Source organism: Acinetobacter sp. LipI_15, from assembly GCF_058242865.1.
In genome coordinates, this window is sequence record NZ_JBZAYN010000001.1 from 168648 (window position 1) to 190500 (window position 21853).

27 protein-coding genes are annotated in these 21853 nt (G+C 39.9%); 17 read left to right on the forward strand and 10 right to left on the reverse strand.

What is annotated here, in order from left to right; translation table 11 throughout:
* Nucleotides 1–11: 11 nt before the first annotated feature.
* From AC4CU0_RS00740 to AC4CU0_RS00750, 3 genes are read left to right on the forward strand one after another with little or no spacing between them, the layout of a single operon-like run.
* Nucleotides 12–593 carry a hypothetical protein gene (locus AC4CU0_RS00740; protein ID WP_180003511.1) on the forward strand — a complete coding sequence of 194 codons (582 nt, stop codon included), beginning with the start codon at nt 12–14 and terminating at the stop codon, nt 591–593.
* Nucleotides 577–2889: a hypothetical protein gene (locus AC4CU0_RS00745; RefSeq protein WP_490743583.1), complete on the forward strand. Its 2313-nt coding sequence runs from the start codon at nt 577–579 to the stop codon at nt 2887–2889. Before AC4CU0_RS00740 ends, AC4CU0_RS00745 begins: the two co-directional genes overlap by 17 nt.
* Entirely contained in the window at nt 2886–3536 is a 651-nt protein-coding gene (locus AC4CU0_RS00750) for a hypothetical protein (protein ID WP_180005344.1), read from the forward strand. The genes AC4CU0_RS00745 and AC4CU0_RS00750 overlap by 4 nt, the downstream gene beginning before the upstream one ends.
* A 42-nt stretch (nt 3537–3578) precedes the next feature.
* On the opposite strand, the gene AC4CU0_RS00755 is transcribed toward AC4CU0_RS00750, so the two are convergent.
* Nucleotides 3579–4499: a Dyp-type peroxidase gene (locus tag AC4CU0_RS00755; protein WP_490743584.1), complete on the reverse strand. Its 921-nt coding sequence runs from the start codon at nt 4497–4499 to the stop codon at nt 3579–3581.
* 159 nt (nt 4500–4658) lie between these two features.
* Here AC4CU0_RS00755 and AC4CU0_RS00760 point away from each other — a divergent pair, with 159 nt between their 5' ends.
* Nucleotides 4659–5279: a LysE family transporter gene (locus AC4CU0_RS00760; RefSeq protein ID WP_180118115.1), complete on the forward strand. Its 621-nt coding sequence runs from the start codon at nt 4659–4661 to the stop codon at nt 5277–5279.
* Nucleotides 5280–5384: 105 nt separating this feature from the next.
* Here the strand turns inward: AC4CU0_RS00760 and znuB are convergent, their stop codons facing one another.
* The 3 genes from znuB to AC4CU0_RS00775 are packed head-to-tail and all read right to left on the reverse strand — an operon-like array spanning nt 5385 to nt 7450.
* Nucleotides 5385–6185 (reverse strand): zinc ABC transporter permease subunit ZnuB, encoded by an 801-nt coding sequence (znuB, locus tag AC4CU0_RS00765; RefSeq protein ID WP_180063293.1) that lies wholly within the window; start codon nt 6183–6185, stop codon nt 5385–5387.
* Nucleotides 6186–6188: 3 nt separating this feature from the next.
* Entirely contained in the window at nt 6189–6980 is a 792-nt protein-coding gene (gene znuC, locus AC4CU0_RS00770; RefSeq protein WP_490743596.1) for a zinc ABC transporter ATP-binding protein ZnuC, read from the reverse strand.
* The gene (locus AC4CU0_RS00775) at nt 6953–7450 is read right to left on the reverse strand and encodes a transcriptional repressor (protein WP_078191481.1); all 498 of its coding nucleotides are present in this window, start codon (nt 7448–7450) and stop codon (nt 6953–6955) included. The genes znuC and AC4CU0_RS00775 overlap by 28 nt, the downstream gene beginning before the upstream one ends.
* A 139-nt stretch (nt 7451–7589) precedes the next feature.
* Here AC4CU0_RS00775 and AC4CU0_RS00780 point away from each other — a divergent pair, with 139 nt between their 5' ends.
* From AC4CU0_RS00780 to AC4CU0_RS00835, 12 genes are all read left to right on the forward strand, one after another.
* Complete coding sequence (locus AC4CU0_RS00780; RefSeq protein ID WP_490743585.1) at nt 7590–8429, forward strand: metal ABC transporter solute-binding protein, Zn/Mn family; 840 nt, start codon at nt 7590–7592, stop codon at nt 8427–8429.
* 170 nt (nt 8430–8599) lie between these two features.
* The gene (locus tag AC4CU0_RS00785) at nt 8600–8998 is read left to right on the forward strand and encodes an ATP synthase subunit I (RefSeq protein ID WP_078194025.1); all 399 of its coding nucleotides are present in this window, start codon (nt 8600–8602) and stop codon (nt 8996–8998) included.
* A 102-nt stretch (nt 8999–9100) separates the two neighbouring features.
* Nucleotides 9101–9976: a F0F1 ATP synthase subunit A gene (atpB, locus tag AC4CU0_RS00790; RefSeq protein WP_078191478.1), complete on the forward strand. Its 876-nt coding sequence runs from the start codon at nt 9101–9103 to the stop codon at nt 9974–9976.
* Nucleotides 9977–10060: 84 nt separating this feature from the next.
* Nucleotides 10061–10306: a F0F1 ATP synthase subunit C gene (gene atpE / locus AC4CU0_RS00795; RefSeq protein WP_000424060.1), complete on the forward strand. Its 246-nt coding sequence runs from the start codon at nt 10061–10063 to the stop codon at nt 10304–10306.
* A 38-nt stretch (nt 10307–10344) separates the two neighbouring features.
* Nucleotides 10345–10815: a F0F1 ATP synthase subunit B gene (locus AC4CU0_RS00800; RefSeq protein ID WP_078191477.1), complete on the forward strand. Its 471-nt coding sequence runs from the start codon at nt 10345–10347 to the stop codon at nt 10813–10815.
* 12 nt (nt 10816–10827) lie between these two features.
* A complete protein-coding gene (locus AC4CU0_RS00805; protein ID WP_078191476.1) occupies nt 10828–11364 on the forward strand; it encodes a F0F1 ATP synthase subunit delta in 537 nt (178 codons plus the stop codon).
* 42 nt (nt 11365–11406) lie between these two features.
* Nucleotides 11407–12951 carry a F0F1 ATP synthase subunit alpha gene (gene atpA / locus AC4CU0_RS00810; protein WP_078191475.1) on the forward strand — a complete coding sequence of 515 codons (1545 nt, stop codon included), beginning with the start codon at nt 11407–11409 and terminating at the stop codon, nt 12949–12951.
* Nucleotides 12952–13039: 88 nt separating this feature from the next.
* Nucleotides 13040–13909, forward strand: a complete 870-nt coding sequence (gene atpG / locus AC4CU0_RS00815; RefSeq protein WP_078191474.1) for a F0F1 ATP synthase subunit gamma — start codon at nt 13040–13042, stop codon at nt 13907–13909.
* A gap of 29 nt (nt 13910–13938) precedes the next feature.
* Nucleotides 13939–15333: a F0F1 ATP synthase subunit beta gene (atpD, locus tag AC4CU0_RS00820; protein WP_078191473.1), complete on the forward strand. Its 1395-nt coding sequence runs from the start codon at nt 13939–13941 to the stop codon at nt 15331–15333.
* 26 nt (nt 15334–15359) lie between these two features.
* On the forward strand, nt 15360–15779 hold the full coding sequence (locus AC4CU0_RS00825) for a F0F1 ATP synthase subunit epsilon (RefSeq protein WP_078191472.1): 420 nt from the start codon (nt 15360–15362) through the stop codon (nt 15777–15779).
* 129 nt (nt 15780–15908) lie between these two features.
* Nucleotides 15909–16388, forward strand: coding sequence for a DUF2846 domain-containing protein (locus AC4CU0_RS00830; protein ID WP_490743586.1), 480 nt, complete (start codon nt 15909–15911; stop codon nt 16386–16388).
* Nucleotides 16389–16528: 140 nt separating this feature from the next.
* A complete protein-coding gene (locus tag AC4CU0_RS00835) occupies nt 16529–16834 on the forward strand; it encodes a hypothetical protein (protein ID WP_168378803.1) in 306 nt (101 codons plus the stop codon).
* A 6-nt stretch (nt 16835–16840) separates the two neighbouring features.
* On the opposite strand, the gene AC4CU0_RS00840 is transcribed toward AC4CU0_RS00835, so the two are convergent.
* Entirely contained in the window at nt 16841–17284 is a 444-nt protein-coding gene (locus tag AC4CU0_RS00840; RefSeq protein ID WP_490743587.1) for an AAA family ATPase, read from the reverse strand.
* A 105-nt stretch (nt 17285–17389) separates the two neighbouring features.
* Between AC4CU0_RS00840 and AC4CU0_RS00845 the strand changes: the two genes are divergently transcribed.
* Nucleotides 17390–17857 carry a hypothetical protein gene (locus AC4CU0_RS00845; protein WP_180160198.1) on the forward strand — a complete coding sequence of 156 codons (468 nt, stop codon included), beginning with the start codon at nt 17390–17392 and terminating at the stop codon, nt 17855–17857.
* A gap of 7 nt (nt 17858–17864) precedes the next feature.
* Here AC4CU0_RS00845 and AC4CU0_RS00850 read toward each other — a convergent pair whose 3' ends face one another.
* From AC4CU0_RS00850 to AC4CU0_RS00870, 5 genes are all read right to left on the reverse strand, one after another.
* A complete protein-coding gene (locus tag AC4CU0_RS00850) occupies nt 17865–18878 on the reverse strand; it encodes a pirin family protein (protein WP_490743588.1) in 1014 nt (337 codons plus the stop codon).
* 159 nt (nt 18879–19037) lie between these two features.
* Nucleotides 19038–19661: a PM1805 family lipoprotein gene (locus tag AC4CU0_RS00855; RefSeq protein ID WP_490743589.1), complete on the reverse strand. Its 624-nt coding sequence runs from the start codon at nt 19659–19661 to the stop codon at nt 19038–19040.
* 143 nt (nt 19662–19804) lie between these two features.
* Complete coding sequence (locus tag AC4CU0_RS00860; protein ID WP_078191466.1) at nt 19805–20182, reverse strand: RcnB family protein; 378 nt, start codon at nt 20180–20182, stop codon at nt 19805–19807.
* Between the two features lie 221 nt (nt 20183–20403).
* Complete coding sequence (locus AC4CU0_RS00865) at nt 20404–20949, reverse strand: glutathione peroxidase (protein ID WP_111885877.1); 546 nt, start codon at nt 20947–20949, stop codon at nt 20404–20406.
* A 144-nt stretch (nt 20950–21093) separates the two neighbouring features.
* Nucleotides 21094–21852 (reverse strand): AraC family transcriptional regulator, encoded by a 759-nt coding sequence (locus tag AC4CU0_RS00870; protein ID WP_180022165.1) that lies wholly within the window; start codon nt 21850–21852, stop codon nt 21094–21096.
* Between the last annotated feature and the right edge of the window lies 1 nt (nt 21853).

The following is a 21853-nucleotide window of genomic DNA, read 5'->3' on the forward strand; positions in this document are numbered from 1 at the left end:
AAGGTATTATCTTGAATAAATATATTTTAATTGGATTGTTTTTGATAAATTTCTTTTCTATCAATAATATAATATACGCCAAAGGGCCTGATTTTGAAATAGTTTCAAAATGCACAGACGAATATGAATCAAGTTGCAATATTTACAGAGTAGTTGATGGGGACAATAAATTATTGCTAGAAGATGTTAAGTCTCCAATTATCACAAAGATTAATAGTGATATATTTAGGGTTAGAGTTTCGTGTGGATCTCCATGCCAAGTAAACTTTTTTTATGGAGAAACTAGTGAAGATTCTACTAATGAATTTATTGCTTTTAATGAAAATAATCATTGTTTGATAGAAAGTGATAGTGTTAAGAAGAAAATATATGCAAGGATAATTTTCACTGGTAGGAAAAAAATTATTGCTGATTTAAATGATAAGGAATACTTGGGGTTAAATCAAAGATTTGATTATTATAATTATTTTAAAAAGAAAAGTAAATTTTTAGAAAATGGTAATTTAATATTGTTGGCAGATGATTATTCAAGTTTATTAATTAAAAAAACAATAATAAAACCATGCGGAGAAAATAATGAAGTATTCAGATGAATTTATAGCATTTGTTGCAACAATCTCTGGAGAAGCAGGTGTTTGTAGCATTACTTCAAAAAAAGCAGTTGCACATTGTATTATGAATCGATTAGGGTTTGGTGAGTGGGTAGGTCATCCAAGCATTATACAATATTTATATGATGATTTTGATGCTTTAACTGAACAAACGGCTGCTGTAAAAAAGGTTAAAGCTGAAATGAATTCTAATAAGGTTTCAAAGGATACTCAAGATATTATAGATGCTGTGTACCCTATTTACATGAGGGAAGAAGAAGATTTCACAAATGGAGTGGTATTATATTATAGCCCAAAAGCTCAAAAATTTTTGAATAATAAGGACCCAAAAAATTATAAATATCCACCAAATTTTGTCAACGAATTAACAGAAGAAGTGAAAATAAATGGTACTGAAAATGATGATATGTGCTGGATAAGGTATAAAGGAACTTCACGATTTTTTATTAAATTCATCGATCAATCTGCTAAAAAATTAATGGGATCAAGAGTCAATGTAAGTTATAAGAAGACAAAATATATTCCAACAATGAGTAATTTGTTAATAGATGAAGAGGGCTTTATTAGATCTATTTTAGTAAAGGGTGGATGGGGAGCAAGATTTTCTGTTGATGGCTCATCTGTGAAAGATGAAAATAATAAAGAATTAATGTTGATTGCTGATGGAAAAAACCATCATGTCATAATTGTAGTAGATAATGGAATGGGTGGTATAAAAACACGAACAGATAAACATAACCAGGAGCTACCACAAAATAATAAAGACGGAAGAGGAAATATTGAAAATAGTAATAATCAAGAAAATAATTCTAATAAATTGGATGTAAAATTTGATCTTAGAGTTTTAGATAGTGATGGAAAACCGATTTCAAGAATTTCTTATTTTTTAAAATATAAGGGAAAAGAGAAAAAACACTCAACTGAAAATGATGGTGTTGAAAAAGGTATTCAGGCAGAAAGTGGAGAAAAAATCGCAGTTTTAGTTAGTGGAAGAGATTCCAAACAAGAAGTTGGAATTTTCACTGTATTAAATGATAAAAAAATATATGATATACAAATTAAGTTACATAAATTTGAAATAATTTTTAGGCATAAAAAAAGTGGAAAATCTATAAAAAATTTAAATTTAGTACAATGGTACAGAGGTAAAGAATACCCTAAAAAAACTAATGATGAAGGTAAGATAATTGTAAATGCTATGCCAGGTTTTGATTTAAATTATAAATTAAGAAATGGTCAAAATTTATTAACAATAAAAGTCGATAAAAATAAAACTATTAGATTCATAGATGTTGACTCTCAGGTGTTGGAACAAGCAAGTAAAGATTTAGATTTGATGAATGCTGAAAAAAAATCATCAAAAACCAAAAATACTAGCCAAGAGCAACAAACTCGAGATGAAACTCCCAAAAGAGATCAAACACAAGCAACAAGTCAAGATGGACACCCAAAAACTACAGTTAATGACAATAATGAAGAAGCAGAGTTCAGTGTTCTTACATATGATAAAAAAACTGATCAGCTATTTAGTGGTGGTAATTATTTAATAGAATATAGAGGTAACAAAAGAAATCATTCAAGTGGTACTCATGGATTAGGAAAAAAAATACATAAAGCTAATGTTGGTCAGAATATAAAAGTTATCACACTTGAATCTGAAAAGGAGATAGTCCATTTTAATGATGTAATCAGAAATGGAATGAAAGATATAGATTTAAAAATAGATAAACCTTCAATACCATTGGCAGTACAAGGAGTTAATGTTGGGTTTAATGGTGTAGCTGAACAGTGGAGGAAAGATATTGTTAGTCAAAAAACAAAAAATGTACTAGCGTATCTTGCGAAGGAAGCGGGAATGAAAGAAATTCTGATCACAAGTACTATAAGAACTCCAGAATCACAAGCAAGAGCAATGTACAACACAACTATTAGTTACAGTGCACCTGGTGAGGCAGTAAAAAGAGTACGTGATGATTGTAAGAAAAAAGGCTTATCTAAAGATGCTACCATAAAAAAAATGGTTGAAAAAATTATTGAGTTTCAAGGTAAAGGACTAAGAGTTTCGCTGCATTGTGTATCGCAAACTCAGTATGAAAAGATGAATGTAGTAGACATTGGATTAAATAGTAATGGATTTGGTTCGAATACAAACTTAAGTAATTTAGGGCAAAAATTTAAAAATGTCTGTATTAAAGCTAAGTCTGAAGGAAAAATTTCTGGATTTATTCCGGGTGATGCAAAAGGTGAGGGCGCTATGCATATTGAGATTATGCAATGAATTTTTATCATATAATAATAGCTTGTAGTTTGTTAGTAGGATGTAATTCATCGGATCGCGAACAAAATATTGATTTAAATGCAGTTAGTAATAAAAATGAGAAAATATATGAAAGAGTTGATTTTTATTATGCGTTTAAACAATGCAATGTCAAACGGAATTGCAGAATTCTTAAGCCTAGTGTGCTAGATGAAAGTTATTTTCTAAATGCTTACAAACCAAATAACGATGAGTTTTTTATCAAAAAAAATGGTGAAAATTACGAAATTTTTTACAAAATTTTTATGATAGAAAATATTGAGATGGGATGGGCCAAGTTAACTCGGTTAAACAATAATGAAAATCTGATTTTTAATGTCGATAAAATATTTCAATCCTATGGAAAGATGAACCCAATAGGAGGAGGTGATTCTTTTAAAGATGTTGAATCATCTAAATCAAAAGAAAGTATTTATTACCTTAATGAATATTATGATGAATATTCATTTAAGCAACCGCAAAAAATTATTTTGGAAAAACAAAAAGACAATACTTACTTATTGGATTGTAATTCTTATATGAGTGATTTAGATCCAAAAAACAATTTTTCCGGAATTTTTTATAGAGTGTGTTCTGAGGGAGAGAAAATTTATTTTAAAATAATTTGATTTTCTAAGAATAAAAAGCCGACTCTCGTCGGCTTTATTTATTTAACCTTCCAAAACTTCTTCCAGCAACTCTTCACTCGGTGCAAAGTAATACGCTCCGTCCATTGGCGTAACAAAGTGAAGTAAGCGGTCGTGAATACCGTCACCGCTCGTACCGAACATGCGAACCAGCATGCTGTCGATAATGCTGAGGTCATGGGTATAAGCAATAAAAAACAAACCTTGGTCACCGCGGCCATCGCCATAAGGCAATGAATGACGCAAAATTGCTAGTTCTTCACCTTCGCCATTTTCAACAACGGTACGTGATACATGTGAGTTTTCAGGTTGTTCGTCTTCATCCAACTCAATTGACTCAAGTTTGGTGCGCCCAATGACATGTTCCTGAGCATCTACCTTTAACTTTTTCCATTTATCTAAGTTGTGTGCATATCGCTGCGCAAAGACAAAAGAACCATCAGCAAAAATGCCTGCTTCTTCAGAAAGTAAAGCTGTTTCAGCGCGGTCATCTGGAAATTGAGGGTTTTCAGTACCATCAATAAAGCCAGTTAAGTCACGGCCATCGAAATTACGGAAGCAAACACGCTCATCTAAAACCTCCACTTTATCTTGAATGCCATCAAAGAAAGCTTGGCTTAAAGCAAAGCAAATATCTGTACGCTGTGCTGCAATGTGAATCAGTACATCTGCTGGGGCTACAGGCATGTTAAATGAACCTTGAATTGGATCAAGTTGTTTAAAGCCTGCTGGAGATTGAATATAAAGTTGTGCCCAAAGTTCAGGTCCAAAAGCTACAGCTGTTTTAATCTGTGCATTAGGATGTTGGGTAATTAGACGATCACGAGTGCTAAATAAGTCTTCAAGTTGTTCTTTTAATTCGCTAATCGTTAAATCTTTTAAACGTAAAACAATAAAACGAGCATGATCTGAGGGTAATGGCAAAATTACAGATTGAGCAGACATTCATGGCTCCTAAAAATTATAATTTCTGAGTGGCTGTGTATATTGTGCCTTAAGCAGCGCTGAGAGTGTAGCCTTCATTTGGCCTTTTAGCGTGCATTATTGTCATGAAAATAGAGTAAATGTCATATAATACAGACCCATTTCAAACTTGAGCTAATGATGTCCTATCAAATCTGGATTGCATACATGTTGGCATGTTGGGTAATTAGTGTTTCCCCAGGTGCAGGTGCAATTGCGTCTATGTCGAGTGGTTTGAATTATGGGTTTAAGCATGGGTATTGGAATGCAATCGGCCTGCAATTGGCACTTTTGGTTCAGATCGCCATTGTTGCAGCTGGGGCAGGGGTCTTATTTGCGACGACACCATGGGCTTTTCTGATCGTGAAATGGTTTGGTGTGGGCTATTTATTGTATTTGGCTTATTTACAGTGGACAGCGCCAACACAGTCAATTGAAATCCAACAAAATTTACCAAATAAATCACGTTCAAAATTAATTTTACATGGCTTTTTGGTCAATATGAGCAATCCTAAAGCGATTGTATTTTTGTTGGCAGTTTTGCCGCAGTTTTTAGATTTATCCAAACCCCAATGGATTCAATATGTCATCATGGCGGCAACAATGATTAGCATCGATTTGATTGTCATGGCGGGGTATACCGGTCTCGCTGCAAAAGTGCTGCGGTTGTTAAAATCATCCAAACAACAAAAATATTTGAATCGTACCTTTGCAGTTCTATTTGCTTGTGCGGCGAGTTTATTGAGCTTAGTTCATCAATAAATCCAGTGAGATGATTCTGAGCATCGTATTTGACGTGCAAAAAAAGCCATGCAACTGCATGGCTTTTTTTTGATATGTCGCGAATTGAGCAATGAACGTTGCTACTCAAGCGACTTTCTTAAATTTTTGTAGAATAAAAATCAGGGCAAAGAGCAGCGCCATAGTTAATACAATGGTCAGTCCTGTAGAGGTGTTTAAACCAGCACTTGACCATAAACCTACAGTTACACCGACTTGGGCAATGATGAAAGACCACAGCACCATTTGCTTCGGTGAATTCGCCAATAAACGAGCGGTTAATGCAGGAATCACTAACAATGCACCCATCAGCAATGAGCCGACAGCACGTAAAGCCAATACGGTAAATAATGCCAGTAATAACATAAAAATCAGACGTTGCCATTTAGCGCTGACACCTTCACTGACCGCAATATCGGGGTCAATGGCAATCTGAATCTGTGATTGCCAACTTTTATGAAGCACGGTCAGTGCCACAATGATCACCACTGCAAAGACAGGCAAATCTGACCAAGAAATGGTGAGCAAGTCGCCAAATAAATAGCTGAGTAATTCAGGTCTTAAGCTTGGCAAATGTTGTATGAAGAGTAAGCCTGAGCACAGGAGTGTTGCAGAACATAGCGCAAGCAAAGCGTCATTGGGTAAGCGAGGGTCGTGTAACACCCATAAGATTGCAACCAATAAGAGCGCAATCAATGTAACGCCTGTCCAAAGCGGTAGACTCATTGCACCGGCAATGGCGACACCGAGTAAAGTGCCATGTGCCATGGTGTCCGCAAAAAATGACATGCGACGCCATAGCATTAAACAGCCGAGGGGTGCAGTCAGGAACACCAGCAAAGTGCCCATGATCCATGCTGGCAAAAGGAGTTGTAGCCATTCCATCATGGATTATGCTTCCGGTTCAGGGTGAATATGGGGACGAGAGTCATGCTGGCAAGGCGTTGCACTATCGCCATGCGCACAGTGATCATGATGGTGTTGATAGAACACACGGTTTGTCCCAAAGATCGCTTGATATTCAGGATGTTGCTGGACATTTTTAGGCAAGCCACTGCAGCAGATATGCTTATTGAGGCAAACCACACGATGTGTTCCTTGCATGACCCATTGTAAATCATGAGAAACCATCAAAACTGCACAGCCATATTTTTCTGGCAAGCTACGCACGTAGTCATACAGTTCCGCTTCAGACTGGATATCCAGACCTTGCATAGGTTCATCCAGAACCAATACATTCGGTTGACGTAATAAAGCCCGTGCAATCAATACACGTTGACGTTCGCCGCCCGATAGTTGCTGAACTTTAGATTGTTGTAACTTGGCAATGCCTGTATCACGAATAATTTCTTGCTTAATGCTGGCATCACATTTTTCTAGTGCCAATAAATCACACACACGTAGCGGTAAGCTGTGTGATGGATTAAATTTTTGTGGCACATATGAAAATTTTAATTTTTGTGTGCTGATCACTTTGCCAGATACAGGTTTTACAATACCCAGTAACACTTTGATGAGCGTGGATTTTCCTGCACCGTTAGGACCAATCAAGGTGACAATTTCTTTTTCGTGTAAGGCGAAATCTACATTTTTTAAAATGTCACGTTCATCGATTCGGACATGAACATGCTCTAAAGCCACAATGGGCTTCACATTTAGTGTTTGCTGCGGCACTGCTGACAGATCCCTGAAATTTCAATAATACTGTGATGTGCAGTAAAACCATCGGATGCAGACAATTCATCGAGTTGCGCCATCAAGCCTTGAGCAGATGCTTCTTTGACTATTTTACAGTCTGTGCAAATCAGAAATGCTGCTTGATGTCCTTCGCGCGGATGGCAACATGGGATGTACGCATTAATCGAAGTCAGACGGTGAATCAAACCTTTTTCAAGCAGAAAATCCAACGTACGGTACACCGTCGGCGGCGCTGCAGGTCGGTCAGACTCACTTTTAATTTTAGCCAAAAGGTCATAAGCGCCCATTGGTCCTGTTGCATTTAAGATCAGTTCTAATACTTCTTTACGCAAGGGCGTAAGTCGAGCACCCGTCGCACTACAGAGACTCTCAGCTTCAGCAAGGCGCTGTTCGACATTATGATGATCGTGTACACCATGCAAAGCATTATGATGTTCGTGTGAACATGCGCTCATAGCCAACCTCGAGTACGAAACTGTATAAAGAAAAAGACTTTAAATCTTAACATGAAGCGTAAGGACTTACGAACAGACGTAGGTTTTTTTACGATTTTGTTATATTATAACACTATTCATTTTATGGTGCTCTCTCCCCATGTCCCGTGTAATTCTTTTTTGTAGTTTGGCTTTATTCAGTGTGATGAGCTGGGCGCAAGGTCTCGTTGTTTCTACACAACCGATTTATCTAATCGCAAAGGATGTACTCAAGGGCGTAGAGCAGCCAAAACTACTGCTTGACCATCAATCTGGACATGATGTGAGCTTGACGCCTGCACACCGTAAAACCGTGCAAGATGCCAATCTCGTTTTATGGCTAGGCCAAGCGCATGAAGCGCCATTGGCAAAAATGTTGGGTGAAAGTGGTAAAAGTATCGCTATTTTAGACTCAGGCATTATCAGTGCGTTGCCTTTGCGGGATGTTCGTGGCAATGCATTAAAAGGCACAATCGATACCCATGTCTGGCTTGAACCAAACAATGCGGTTCGAATCGGCTTTTTTATTGCTGCTTTACGTTCACAACAGTTTCCAGAACATCGTGAAAAATATTGGGCCAATGCACGTGCATTTGCGCAGAAACTCTTGGTTACTGCGCAAAAAACCGATGTGTCGAGCCGTGCTCAACCTTACTGGTCTTACCACGATGCCTATCAATATCTTGAGCGCTCACTGAATTTGAAATTTACCGGTGCGTTGACAGATGATCCACATGTCGCGCCGACATTGGCACAAATCAAATACTTGAAAGACCATCGTGCTCAGCCAAAAGTATGCTTACTTGCAGAAGCACATGCCAGTCAAAATCAGTATCAAAAGCTCGGTGGCATCGTCTTTCAACCGGTTGACGAAACGATGAGTGGGGCAGGGGATTTTGTAACAGCATGGAAGATGTTGGCTGATGAAACACTGAAATGCACACTAAATGCACGAAAGTAAAGTAAAAAATAAACAACTATTGATTAGTTTGAAAGCAGTTTGCCAATTTAAAAAAACACGACTAAGGTCGGGAAAAGATTGCAAGTTAAGGGGTGTAACTCTATAATGCCTGCGATTAAAAATAATCATCAGTTAAACTTGTCAAGCAGAATTGCTGTGAGTGAACAAAAATGAGTCGAACTAGTCGCATGATTGATCGACGATTAGCGAAAGCTTTAGTCATCTTACAAGCAGTAATGATTCCTGTTTCAGCCCTGATTGGTTGGGTCCTTAAAGACACAATCACAGCATATAGTGCAGCTTTGGGTGCGTTGGTATGTTGGCTAGCAAGTAGCTACTTTTCATGGCAGTCGTTTCGTGCGGCTGGTGCCCGTGCCTCTAAACAGGTGCTGTCAAACATGTATCGTGGCTTAATGGGCAAGTTTGCAATCGTGATTGTTGGATTCATTTTGATTTTGATCAATGTCAAACCGTTGTCAGCGGTGGCATTGTTTTGTGGTTTTATGCTCGTACAAAGTATGTCGTGGGTCGCTCCTTTTTGGGCAACACGCTTAAAAAAACGAGTATAAACACAACAAAAAATTGAAAAGTTTTTTGGAGAGTAACGAGATATCAGGCAGCACGCGATATTCGTTTTCTCTATTAGTTTTGACATTGACCAGGTGTGATTTATGGCTGCTGAAGAACATGCCCTTACTTCGACCGAGTACATTCAGCATCACTTGACTAACTTGACCTATGGCAAAATGCCAGATGGTACTTGGAAGTTAGCTGAGACTGCTAAAGAAGCTCAAGAGATGGGGTTCACTGCTATTCACTTGGATTCAATGGGTTGGTCTATTGGCCTTGGTATAGTTTTCTGTTTGTTGTTCTGGGTTGTAGCGAAAGCTGCAAACTCTGGTGTTCCGACCAAGTTCCAGTCTGCAATCGAAATGATTATCGAGTTCGTTGACTCAAGTGTCCGTGACACTTTCCATGGCAAATCGCGCTTAATCGCGCCGTTAGCGTTGACCATCTTCGTGTGGATTTTCCTCATGAACTTGATGGACTTGATCCCTGTTGACTGGATTCCTTATACAGCTCAATTGATCGGTGCTAACGTGTTTGGTATGGATCCTCACCACGTTTACTTCAAAATCGTTCCATCTACTGATCCTAACATTACCCTTGGTATGGCATTGTCAGTGTTTGCGTTAACTATTTTCTATAGTATCCGTGAGAAAGGTCTTGTCGGATTCGGTGCAGAATTTGCACTTAACCCATTTAACCCAAGTAACCCAGTTTTAAAAGCATTACTTATTCCGGTAAACATTATTCTTGAATTAGTAACTTTTATTGCACGTCCAATCTCATTGGCTCTACGACTGTTCGGTAACATGTATGCGGGTGAGTTGATCTTCATCTTGATCGCATTACTACCGTTCTGGATCCAGTGGGCGTTGTCTGTGCCTTGGGCGATCTTCCATATTCTTGTTATTACGTTACAAGCATTCATTTTCATGATGTTGACTATCGTATATATGAGTATGGCTAGCGAAAAGCATTAATGGTATTGCTCAACTGTCAAAGGGTGGTTGGGCACACAATTTTTTAACTTAATTTGGTATAAACCTAACCTCTGAGGAATTATCATGGAACTCACTTTAGGTCTAGTTGCAATTGCATCTGCTATCTTGATCGCTTTTGGTGCTTTAGGTACTGCGATTGGTTTTGGTCTTCTAGGCGGCCGTTTCTTAGAAGCTGTTGCTCGTCAACCAGAATTGGCTCCACAACTTCAAACTCGTATGTTCTTAATCGCGGGTCTTCTTGATGCTGTGCCTATGATCGGTGTTGGTATTGGCTTGTTCTTCATCTTCGCTAATCCATTTGTAGGTTAATCAGCTTAATTCCTAAATTAAACTATTGAGGAATAGCAATGAATATCAACCTCACATTGATTGGCCAAGCGATTGCTTTTGCGATTTTTGTCGCATTCTGCATGAAATTTGTTTGGCCACCACTAATCAATGCGATTAGTGAGCGTCAGCGTAAAATCGCTGATGGCTTAAACGCTGCTGAAAAAGCGAAAGCTGACCTTGCGGATGCGCAAGCACAAGTGAAAGCTGAATTAGATGCGGCTAAAGCACAAGCGGCTCAATTGATCGAACAAGCGAACCGTCGTGGTGCGCAATTGGTAGAAGAAGCGCGTACTCAAGCTGCGGCTGAAGGTGAGCGTATTCGTCAACAAGCTAAAGAAGCTGTTGATACTGAAATCAATGCTGCTCGCGAAGAATTACGTCAACAAGTTGCTGCTCTTGCAGTTACTGGCGCAGAAAAAATTCTGAACCAGCAAGTTGACGCAGAAGCTCACAATGCCATGCTGACTCAGCTGGCTGCTAAACTTTAAGAGAGGCGGATTATGGCTGAACTCTTGACGTTGGCACGCCCATACGCTAAAGCAGCATTTGCTTACGCTTCTGAGCAAAATGCAACTGACGCTTGGTCAAATGCATTGAACTTGCTCAGTGCTGCGGTGCAAGACGAAGCATTTTCAGCTTATCTAAATCGCCCTGAGCTTACTCCTGCTGAGCAGGTAAGTGTTTTCGCAAAAGTTTTAGGTGAAGACCAGACTGCAGCAGTGTCAAACTTTTTGACATTGCTTGCCGATAATGACCGTCTGGCACTTCTTCCTGAAATTTCAGAAGAATACGAACAGCTCAAATCACAGAATAACAATACTGTGGATGTAGTGATTGAATCTGCATTCCCATTGACTTCTGTACAAGAACAATTACTTGCGCATGCATTAGAGAAAAAATTCGAAGCTGCCGTAAATGTTTCTGTAGAAGTTAACCCAGCGTTAATCGCGGGTGTAGTTATTCGTGCAGGCGACCAAGTGATAGATGATTCTGCGCTTAACAAGCTTGAAAAAATGCGGACTCGTCTTCTTGCTTAACAGCTCGAAGACTGAACTTTAAAAAGATTGAGGTATAGCGCAATGCAACAACTGAATCCATCCGAGATCAGTGCGCTCATTAAACAGCGTATCGGCGATCTGGACACCAGCGCGACCGCTAAGAACGAAGGGACCATTGTTATGGTTTCCGACGGTATTGTGCGCATTCACGGCCTTGCTGATGCAATGTACGGTGAAATGATCGAATTCGACGGCGGCTTATTTGGTATGGCACTGAACCTAGAACAGGATTCAGTGGGTGCCGTTGTCTTAGGTAACTACTTAAGCCTTCAAGAAGGTCAAAAAGCTCGTTGCACAGGTCGTGTATTAGAAGTTCCGGTTGGTCCAGAACTTTTAGGCCGTGTAGTAGATGCTCTTGGTAACCCAATTGATGGTAAAGGCCCTATTGACGCAAAACTTACTGATGCTGTTGAAAAAGTAGCACCAGGCGTAATTTGGCGTCAATCAGTGGATCAACCTGTACAAACTGGTTATAAATCAGTAGATACAATGATCCCTGTTGGTCGTGGTCAACGTGAGTTGATCATCGGTGACCGTCAAACTGGTAAAACAGCTATGGCGATCGATGCGATCATCGCTCAGAAAAATTCTGGCATTAAATGTGTATACGTAGCAATTGGTCAAAAACAATCGACTATCGCTAACGTTGTGCGCAAGCTAGAAGAAACTGGCGCTATGGCGTACACAACTGTTGTAGCAGCTGCTGCAGCTGATCCTGCAGCGATGCAGTATCTTGCTCCGTATGCTGGTTGTACAATGGGTGAGTACTTCCGTGACCGCGGTGAAGACGCGCTTATCATTTATGATGACTTGTCTAAACAAGCTGTTGCTTACCGTCAAATTTCATTGCTTCTACGTCGTCCACCAGGTCGTGAAGCATATCCTGGTGACGTATTCTATCTACACTCACGTTTACTTGAACGTGCTTCACGTGTATCTGCTGACTACGTTGAGAAATTCACTAACGGTGAAGTTAAAGGCCAAACTGGTTCATTAACTGCATTACCGATTATTGAAACTCAAGCCGGTGACGTATCTGCATTCGTACCTACTAACGTAATTTCGATTACTGACGGTCAGATCTTCTTAGAAACATCATTATTCAACGCAGGTATTCGTCCTGCTGTGAACGCGGGTATCTCTGTATCACGTGTTGGTGGTTCTGCTCAAACTAAGATCATCAAAAAATTGTCAGGTGGTATCCGTACCGCTCTTGCGCAATACCGTGAATTAGCTGCGTTTGCTCAGTTCGCTTCTGACCTTGACGAAGCAACTCGTAAACAGCTTGAACATGGTCAACGTGTAACTGAGCTTATGAAGCAAAAACAATATGCTCCATACTCAATTGCTGACCAAGCTGTTTCAATTTATGCATCTAACGAAGGCTACATGGCTGACGTAGAAGTGAAGAAAATCGTTGCATTTGATGCTGCGTTGATCTCTTACTTCCGTTCAGAAAATGCTGCGTTAATGCAAAAAATTGACGAGACTGGTGCTTACGATAAAGAAATCGAAGCAGCAATCAAAGCAGGTATTGAAAGCTTTAAAGCGACTCAAACTTACTAAGATTCAACTGTGTTGAATCTGGTTTTGGTTTGGTTCACGGATCAACCTTCGGAAGCTCGAAAGGGCTTTCGAATACTAGGTTAAGCGTATGGCAAATTTAAAAGAAATTCGCGCCAAAGTAGCTAGTATCAAAAGCACGCAGAAAATTACTCGCGCGATGCAGATGGTAGCAGCTTCTAAGATGCGTCGTGCGCAAGAGCGCATGGCTCAAGGCCGTCCGTATGCCGAAAATATGCACCGTGTAATTGCTCATTTGGTACAAGCGAACCCTGAATACAAACACCGTTATATGGTTGAACGTCCTGTAAAGCGCGTTGGCTATATCATTGTTTCTTCAGATCGTGGCCTTGCTGGTGGTTTGAACATTAACTTGTTCAAAAAAGTGGTAAAACACGTACAACAGCAACAAGAGCAGTCAATTGAAGTTCAATTTGCTTTAATTGGTCAAAAAGCGGTTTCGTTTTTTAAAAACTACGGCGGTAAAGTTCTTGGTGCAACTACAAACGTAGGTGATGCTCCGAGTCTTGAACAGTTAACTGGTTCTGTACAGGTGATGTTAGACGCGTTTGATAAAGGCGAGTTAGATCGTATTTATCTAGTGTCAAACGGCTTTGTCAACGCCATGACTCAAAACCAAAAAATCGAACAGCTTGTTCCTTTAGCAGCTGCTGAGGAAAGCGAAGGTCTAAACCGTCAATACGGTTGGGACTATATCTATGAACCAGAAGCTGAAGAGCTTTTAAATGGTTTATTGGTTCGTTACATTGAGTCTATGGTTTATCAAGGTGTGATTGAAAACATCGCATGTGAACAGTCTGCTCGTATGGTTGCAATGAAAGCTGCAACTGATAACGCGGGTGAATTGATCAAGAGCCTACAACTTATTTATAACAAGCTGCGTCAAGCCGCGATTACTCAGGAAATCTCTGAGATCGTTGGTGGTGCCGCTGCCGTTTAACATTATTAGTTTGAATTGAGGAGACAGCAATGAGTAGCGGTCGTATCATTCAGATCATCGGCGCGGTTATCGACGTCGAGTTTGAACGTAACAGCGTTCCTAAGATCTATGACGCTCTCCATGTTGATGGTACTGAAACTACATTAGAAGTTCAGCAGCAACTTGGTGATGGCGTAGTTCGTACTATTGCAATGGGTTCTACTGAAGGCCTTAAGCGTGGTCTTACTGTAACTAACACTGGCGCGCCTATCTCTGTACCTGTAGGTACTGCATGTTTAGGTCGTATCATGGACGTTCTTGGTCGCCCTATCGACGAAGCTGGTCCTGTTGGTACTGAAGCTCGTTTACCAATTCACCGTCAAGCGCCTTCTTATGCAGAGCAAGCGGCTTCTACTGACCTTTTAGAAACTGGTATTAAAGTCATTGACTTACTTTGCCCGTTCGCTAAAGGTGGTAAAGTTGGTCTGTTCGGTGGTGCCGGTGTTGGTAAAACTGTAAACATGATGGAGTTGATCAACAACATCGCAAAAGCTCACTCAGGTTTATCTGTGTTTGCTGGTGTTGGTGAACGTACTCGTGAAGGTAACGACTTCTATCACGAAATGAAAGACTCTAACGTTCTAGACAAAGTAGCAATGGTCTACGGTCAGATGAATGAGCCACCAGGTAACCGTTTACGCGTAGCGTTGACTGGTTTGACTATGGCTGAGTACTTCCGTGACGAAAAAGACGAAAACGGTAAAGGCCGTGACGTTCTATTGTTCGTCGACAACATCTATCGTTATACACTAGCGGGTACTGAAGTATCAGCACTTCTAGGTCGTATGCCATCTGCAGTAGGTTACCAACCGACTCTTGCAGAAGAGATGGGTGTTCTTCAAGAACGTATTACGTCTACTAAGTCTGGTTCTATTACGTCAATTCAAGCGGTATACGTACCTGCCGATGACTTAACAGATCCATCGCCTGCGACTACCTTCGCTCACTTGGACGCGACTGTTGTATTGAGCCGTGACATCGCATCTTCTGGTATTTACCCAGCGATCGATCCACTTGACTCTACTTCACGTCAGTTAGATCCACTTGTAGTGGGTACTGAGCATTACGAAATCGCTCGTTCAGTTCAAAACGTTCTTCAACGTTACAAAGAATTGAAAGACATTATCGCAATTCTTGGTATGGACGAATTGGCAGAAGAAGACAAACTTACTGTATACCGTGCACGTAAGATCCAACGTTTCTTCTCTCAACCGTTCCACGTAGCTGAAGTGTTTACTGGTGCTCCTGGTAAACTTGTACCGCTTAAAGAAACAATTCGTGGCTTTAAAGGTCTTCTAGCTGGTGAATACGACCACATTCCAGAACAAGCGTTCTACATGGTTGGTGGTATTGACGAAGTTATTGCTAAAGCTGAGAAACTTTAATTAGTTACCTAATTTAGGAGATTCTCATGTCAACGATGCAATGTGACGTTGTAAGTGTTAAAGAGTCTTTGTACTCTGGCACTGTAACTATGCTAATTGCTAAAGGTGCTGGTGGTGAGTTGGGTATTATGCCTGGCCATGCGCCACTAGTAACTTTGCTCAAGCCGGGCGCAATCCGCGTTCTGCTTGAAAATGGTACAGAAGAATTAATCTATGTATCAGGTGGTGTACTTGAAGTTCAACCGCACGTTGTTACTGTACTTGCAGATACTGCAGTACGTGCTGACAACCTTGATGAAGCAGCAATTATTGAAGCTCGTAAACAAGCTGAACAATTGTTAGCAAATCAAAAGAGCGACTTGGACTCAGCTGCTGCTTTGGCTGCTCTTGCAGAAACTGCTGCTCAGTTGGAAACCATCCGCAAAATCAAAAACCGCGCTCAATAAGACGCAGTTTGAGATTGAAAGAGCCACCCGAAAGGGTGGTTTTTTTATGCCTGAATAATAAATAAATTTGACTATATTTTGATTAATTTTTAATTTTCATATGCTTAAAATATGTCAATGGAATTAATGATGTCTAATAAAATCTTTTTTACATTAGTATTATCTTTGGGATTTGTCGGGTGTGCGTCCGTAACTAAAGCAGATCAAAATGCTTCAACAGCAGTAAAACAACTTAATGCCCCACAAGAAGGTAATGCAGGAATTTATGTATATCGTTCAGCTTCTGTGAAAGGCGCTGCCTTAAAGAAAGATGTATGGGTGGATGGGGAATGTTTAGGTGAAACCTCTCGTGGAGTATTTTTTTATAAAGAAGTAATGGGTAATCAAAAACATACAATATCGACTGAATCAGAATTTTCACCTAACCATTTGGATATTGAAACTGAAGCAGGTAAACAATATTTTGTTCAGCAATTTATTAAAATGGGCGCATTTGTAGGTGGGGCAAATTTAAAACTGGTTGATGAGCAAACAGGCAAAAAAGCCGTTAGCGAATATGCATTTGCACAAGGTGGTAATTGCAGCAAAGCCACTATCGCATTGAAATAAAGGTTTATATGTAGATAAAAAACTACTCGAAAGGGTAGTTTTTATCCCTAAATTAGTTGAAATTGATCAATCTAAAGTTGAATATATTTTATTCAATACAATCTTTATGGTGATTAAATTCAATTAGCTAGCATTGCACCATGAACCTTATCGCCTATGAGCCGCATTTTTGGGAACTTTATCAAGACTTTGATCAATATTACTTGAGCATAGCGGTTGATCTAAGTTCTGTCGTGTCATGTTGGGATGTTGAACTCACCCATGAAGAAGTTCAACAATATGAACACCGTGGACGCGTAAGTATTCAAGAGTTGGCTAAATCGATGGTTGCTGCTGCTTATAAAGGTGATTTTGCTTCATTAGAAAGTCGTTTAGTGAAACCATATGAACGTCAGGCCATGCAATCGGCTTTTAAAAAATGGCAAGATAGCCAAAAAGCAGGTTAATGCTCGTTATTCATGCATGGGTAAAATTGAAAACTCGCCGTGACTGATAATTTTAATTTTAAAAATTTGATCAAAGCCTTCATCCTGTGATGGAACTTGAAGCTTGCGATAAGTAGCACGCACGCCAACTTCTGGAATATGGGCTTTGCCTTCACGAAAACTGTTGCGCTTTAAGGTACTGTCCAAATCTGTTTCAAAATAATAAGCAATAACTTCAAACCCTGCATCTACTGCGCGTTTTATATAGCGAGCACGAGCTTCCCGATCTGGGTTGGTATTATCAATCACCATTTTTGTTTTGGATGCCAAACCTGCTTCAAAGATCATATTTTCCCGATGTCGGGTTTTCAACATATCCAAATTAATACGTAAATGGCTATGATATAAATTCAACATGTAAAAGGTGGATTTGCCAGAGGCTTGAACGCCTGTAAAAATAATCAGCTGCATGGTGTCTGCAATGAAAGCATGGAATGAATAGTAGAGTATTAAATCAGCAACCCAGTTTTGCTACAATCTCTGCAAAATAAATAAGAACAATTTGCAAAGGTCTGTATGCTCAAATTTTTTACCAGTTTATCGCTGTGTCTTTGTTGTGGTTTGCTCCTTGCATGCCAAAGCCAATACGTCACGACACCCAATCTTCCCACTGAAGCTGCACTTGTCGCTGAATCGGTTGATAATGGCATCAGCACGGAGCTTGTGATCCCATATTTGACTGCCTTTCGAAATCTGCGGCAAGCCTATAATCACTGTGTTGCGTTTACCGCGAACAATCGCTACGTCTATACCGATAATCGTTTAGAAGAGCATTTGGAGCAGGGGACATTGATGGCACGGACTGAACATGGGGCGTATTTGCATAAAATGTTGGTCGAAAGTTTAGATCCACAGACGACACGTATTACCTTATTTTTGCCGAAGCAATATACCTTTGCCCAAGCACGCTTTAAACAAGATGTTCAGCGCGCACTTGGACAAGATAAAAACTGTAATACCTTTGAATTTGCTCAATCCAACTAATTGAACTTTAAGACACTTGTGAGTTTTCTTGCTCTGGGTGCTCTACACGTTGACCGCCTTCATAACTGGCAAATCGAGCCTGATCACGTTTGAAAACCGGAGCTGGTGTTGGCCAAGGCCAATCTCCAAAATGGGTTTCACGATAGCGTTTAAAAGCTGCATCGAGTTCTTTAGTGGTATTGAGCACAAATGGACCGCGCATCGCCACGGGTTCATTAATCGGTTCACCTTCTAACCACAGAATCCGTGCTTCTAATCCGCCTGCTTTGAGATGGACGTCGGCATCTGATTGAAGTTCTACCAAATGCTTCATCTGAATGGTTTGACCTTCTATTTCTAATGTATTGCCTTGATAAAAATAAGCAAAACGGTTGGAGCTACTTGTTGTTGCGGGAATCACCAACTCTGCACCTGCTTGCATGGTGATTAAATAAATATTGACCTTATTTTCTGCGGCAGCCGCCCATGAGTGTGGCGGTCGGGAAATGGCATCGGTGGATTTGAACTGCCCCGAAATCACGCGGATATCCGATTTTTTTCCTTCATTATCACTTTCAAAGACATGAGGAATTTCTTCACGCCAAAACATTTTATAGTCGGCATCATGGGTTTTCTGTTCAGCCGATGAATTAAACCAAATTTGGAAAAGTTCAAAAGGATTGGCTTTATCTTCATGCAGTAGGGGGAACATTTCACAGTGTTCGACCCCATTGCCTGTGGACAGCCATTGCACATCGCCAGCAGCATAGCGTCCGCCATTGCCTAATGAGTCAAAGTGATCGACATAGCCTTGTTCGACCAAGGTAATGGTTTCAAAGCCGGTATGTGGATGTTCTGGAAAACCTGGAACCACATCGCCATAGTACATATTGAATTCATCTTTTTCTGCGGCAGTTTTTGGCCCCATGTCTGCATTTGCAGCAGGAAAATGATCAACATGATGAGCAGTAAATAAGAAAGGATCTTTTAAATCTAAACGAAAGGTAATGGGTGTAATGTTATAAATCACAGCGTTTGACATAACTGTTCCATCATTGGCTTTATTATTAAGCATTAATCTAAAAGGAAAAACAGTCGTGTTCTATAGCGGAACTGTAAGAAAAAAAAGCGTTAGCTCAAGGTCTAACGCTTTTTTGATTTAAAACAGGTGGAATGCAATGGAAATGCTAGATTTCGCTATTTATTCAGTTTCAGTGGGTGCAGTAGATGAGCTTTTGCCTGCCTGATCTTGGATCAACATACCTGCCAATTTCAGCATTTCCGCTTGGATACTGCCCATTTGATTTTGGATTTTCTGAAAATCAACTTTGCTTAAATCGACTTGTCCATTGAGAAAAGGTGAGGCCAATACTTGCTGATTTGCTGCCTGTAGATTGTTGCGAATATCATTAATTTCAGTGCTTTTTAGATTTAAATCATTCAAAGCTTGATTGAAACCTTTGAGCTGCTGTTGCAGCTGGGTTGCCGCTTTTTGCAATTGGAGATGATCTTGGTTGCTGACTGCGGCTTCTAAATCGACCTGCGTTTGTTTGAGTTGTTCAACATAATTGCCGGCTTTAAGTTGCATATCCGCAACATCGCGAACGATATAAAACATATTGCCGCTTTTTAATTGGCTTTGATCTGTCGCCTGACTTTGTGTCGCAGATTGATCTTCGTTTGTTGATGTTGTTGCAGGGCGATCATTTTCTGCTGCGATTTCTTGTTCCTGTTGCGGTGCTGTGGCAGGTTCACAGCCAATCAGCACCAAAACACCACTAAAAATGGCAAAAGGGAGAAGGGCATTCTGCACAAGCTTTTTCATTCAATCATCACTATGTGTTAAGTCTATGCTTTGAATATAGGGGCAGAATGTGGATTAAAAATAGATTGTTGCAAAGCAATAACAAAATAATCGCTTGAACAAAAAAAAGAGGGCATTTGCCCTCTTTTGATGTTTTGGTGGGTTTAACCCGCAATGATTTTGATAATGGCGTGGCTGACAGCATTCATTAAAATGTAGTCGCCATTCACTTTAATCCATTGTTGGTTTTTGCCTGGTTTAGACAATTTTTTGTATTTGGTATGGTCTACTTTGTAGCTATGACCACGGTATTCAGAAGGTACTTTTTGTCCAGAACGCCAATCATGTGAAGGATTTACGGCTTTTTTCTTGTTCTGGCTTTGGTTTTTTACTGGTGTGTTTTGTTTAGTGTGCTGTTGAGCTTTCGTATTTTGATTATGCGCAGGTGCATGTTGTTGGCTATTTTGCGGTGCAGCCATTGCTGGAGCAGCAACAAGTGCTGTCGAAATAGATAAAACGATAGCTTTCATTAATGTATTCATAAGTTCACCTGTTTACTGCTGGATGTGATTTGATAAGACTCATCATAATGAGTATTTACAGGGAAACTTTGAACAATGTATATGTGAAATGTTAAAATAATGGATAAACTATGTAAATTATCATTATGTGATAATTGATAACTATTATTGTGATAATTTAAAATGATCAATCTCAGTTAAAATCAAAATAATCTTAACTGAGAGATTGAGATATTGGCGAATTATTTGGCTAATTCAGCATTAATGGCATCGACAATACGTGCATCATCTGCCTTGATGTCAGGTGCAAATCGAGCCACAACTTCACCTTGTTTATTCACGAGGAATTTTTCAAAGTTCCAGAGCACTTCAGGCTTTGGATTTGGTGTTAAACCGTATTCAACTAAATCATCCCACCATGGGCCTTCACCAATGCGTTCAGGAATGGCTTGGGTTAAGGTTTGATAAAGTGGGTGTTTATCCGCGCCTGCAACAGAAATTTTTGCAAAAAGTGGGAAATCGACCTTGTAGTTGATCGAGCAAAATTCTTGAATTTCCGCTTCAGAACCAGGTTCTTGTTCTAAAAAGTTATTGGCAGGAAAACCTAAGACTTCAAAACCTTGTGATTTCTTTTCTGTATAGAGTTTTTCTAGGCCTTCATATTGCGGTGTTAGCCCACATTTAGAGGCCACATTGACCAATAATAAAACCTTGCCTTGGTATTGATTGAGTGTGGTGTCATCACCTTGGATAGTTTTTACCGGGATATCGTAAACTGAAGCTGACATATTCGTTCCTAATTGAAGTTGTGCCTTTCATCCTTGTTTTAAAGGGAAATCTGGTGAACAGCAAGCTTTTATCGATAGGCTTTTCGCATAATTTTTGTAGTAGTTTGCAGAATTCGAGCTGATGCTTGCTTGAGTGCTTGGCATTTAACTAGTGGCACGGTGTTGGTTTGGGGTTTTTCCTGTATAGCGTTTAAAAAACTCAATAAAGCTTGAGCTGTGTTGATAGCCCAATTCATAGCTGAGAGCTTTAATAGACTGACCAGCACGGAGTTGTTGAATGGCATAAATAATTTTTGCACGGTTTCGCCATTCAGAAAGGCTCATTTGCAGTTCGTTCTGACTCAGCCGCAGTAACTGACGCCCACTCAAACCAACATTGGATAAGCATCGTTGTAGGCTCAAACTAAAATGATCTACATCTGCAAGCTGCGCCAAGATCGGCTTTAACACCGCATCATGGCTTTGCGGTAAATAATGTTGATGTTTGGGTGCAGTTTTTAACTGGTCGAATAAGACCTGTAGTAGGTGTCGATAGGGTGGTGTGGTATGTTGCTCTGTAGGAAAGGCCAAAATTTCTTGCACCAACAAACGAAAGAAAGGCTGGATGCTAAATACTTCCGTCTGCTTGGGGAAATTTATGCAGAGATCAGGTGCCAGTCGGATTGCCACATAATGAATAGGTTGCTCATCAATCGCGACTGAGCAATGTTCTGTATGTGGGGGAATCCACACCCCATAACTGGCAGGTGAGAGATGGTGTTGCCCTTGTATCTCATATTCGAAAATACCATCGAGACAAAAATTAAAATCACCCCAAAGACAACTGTGCGGATAGACCGTATCTAATGTGGTGTAGTGCGCTTCAAAAAGCTCGATTTGTTGTTCAATCGGTGCTGATGTCATA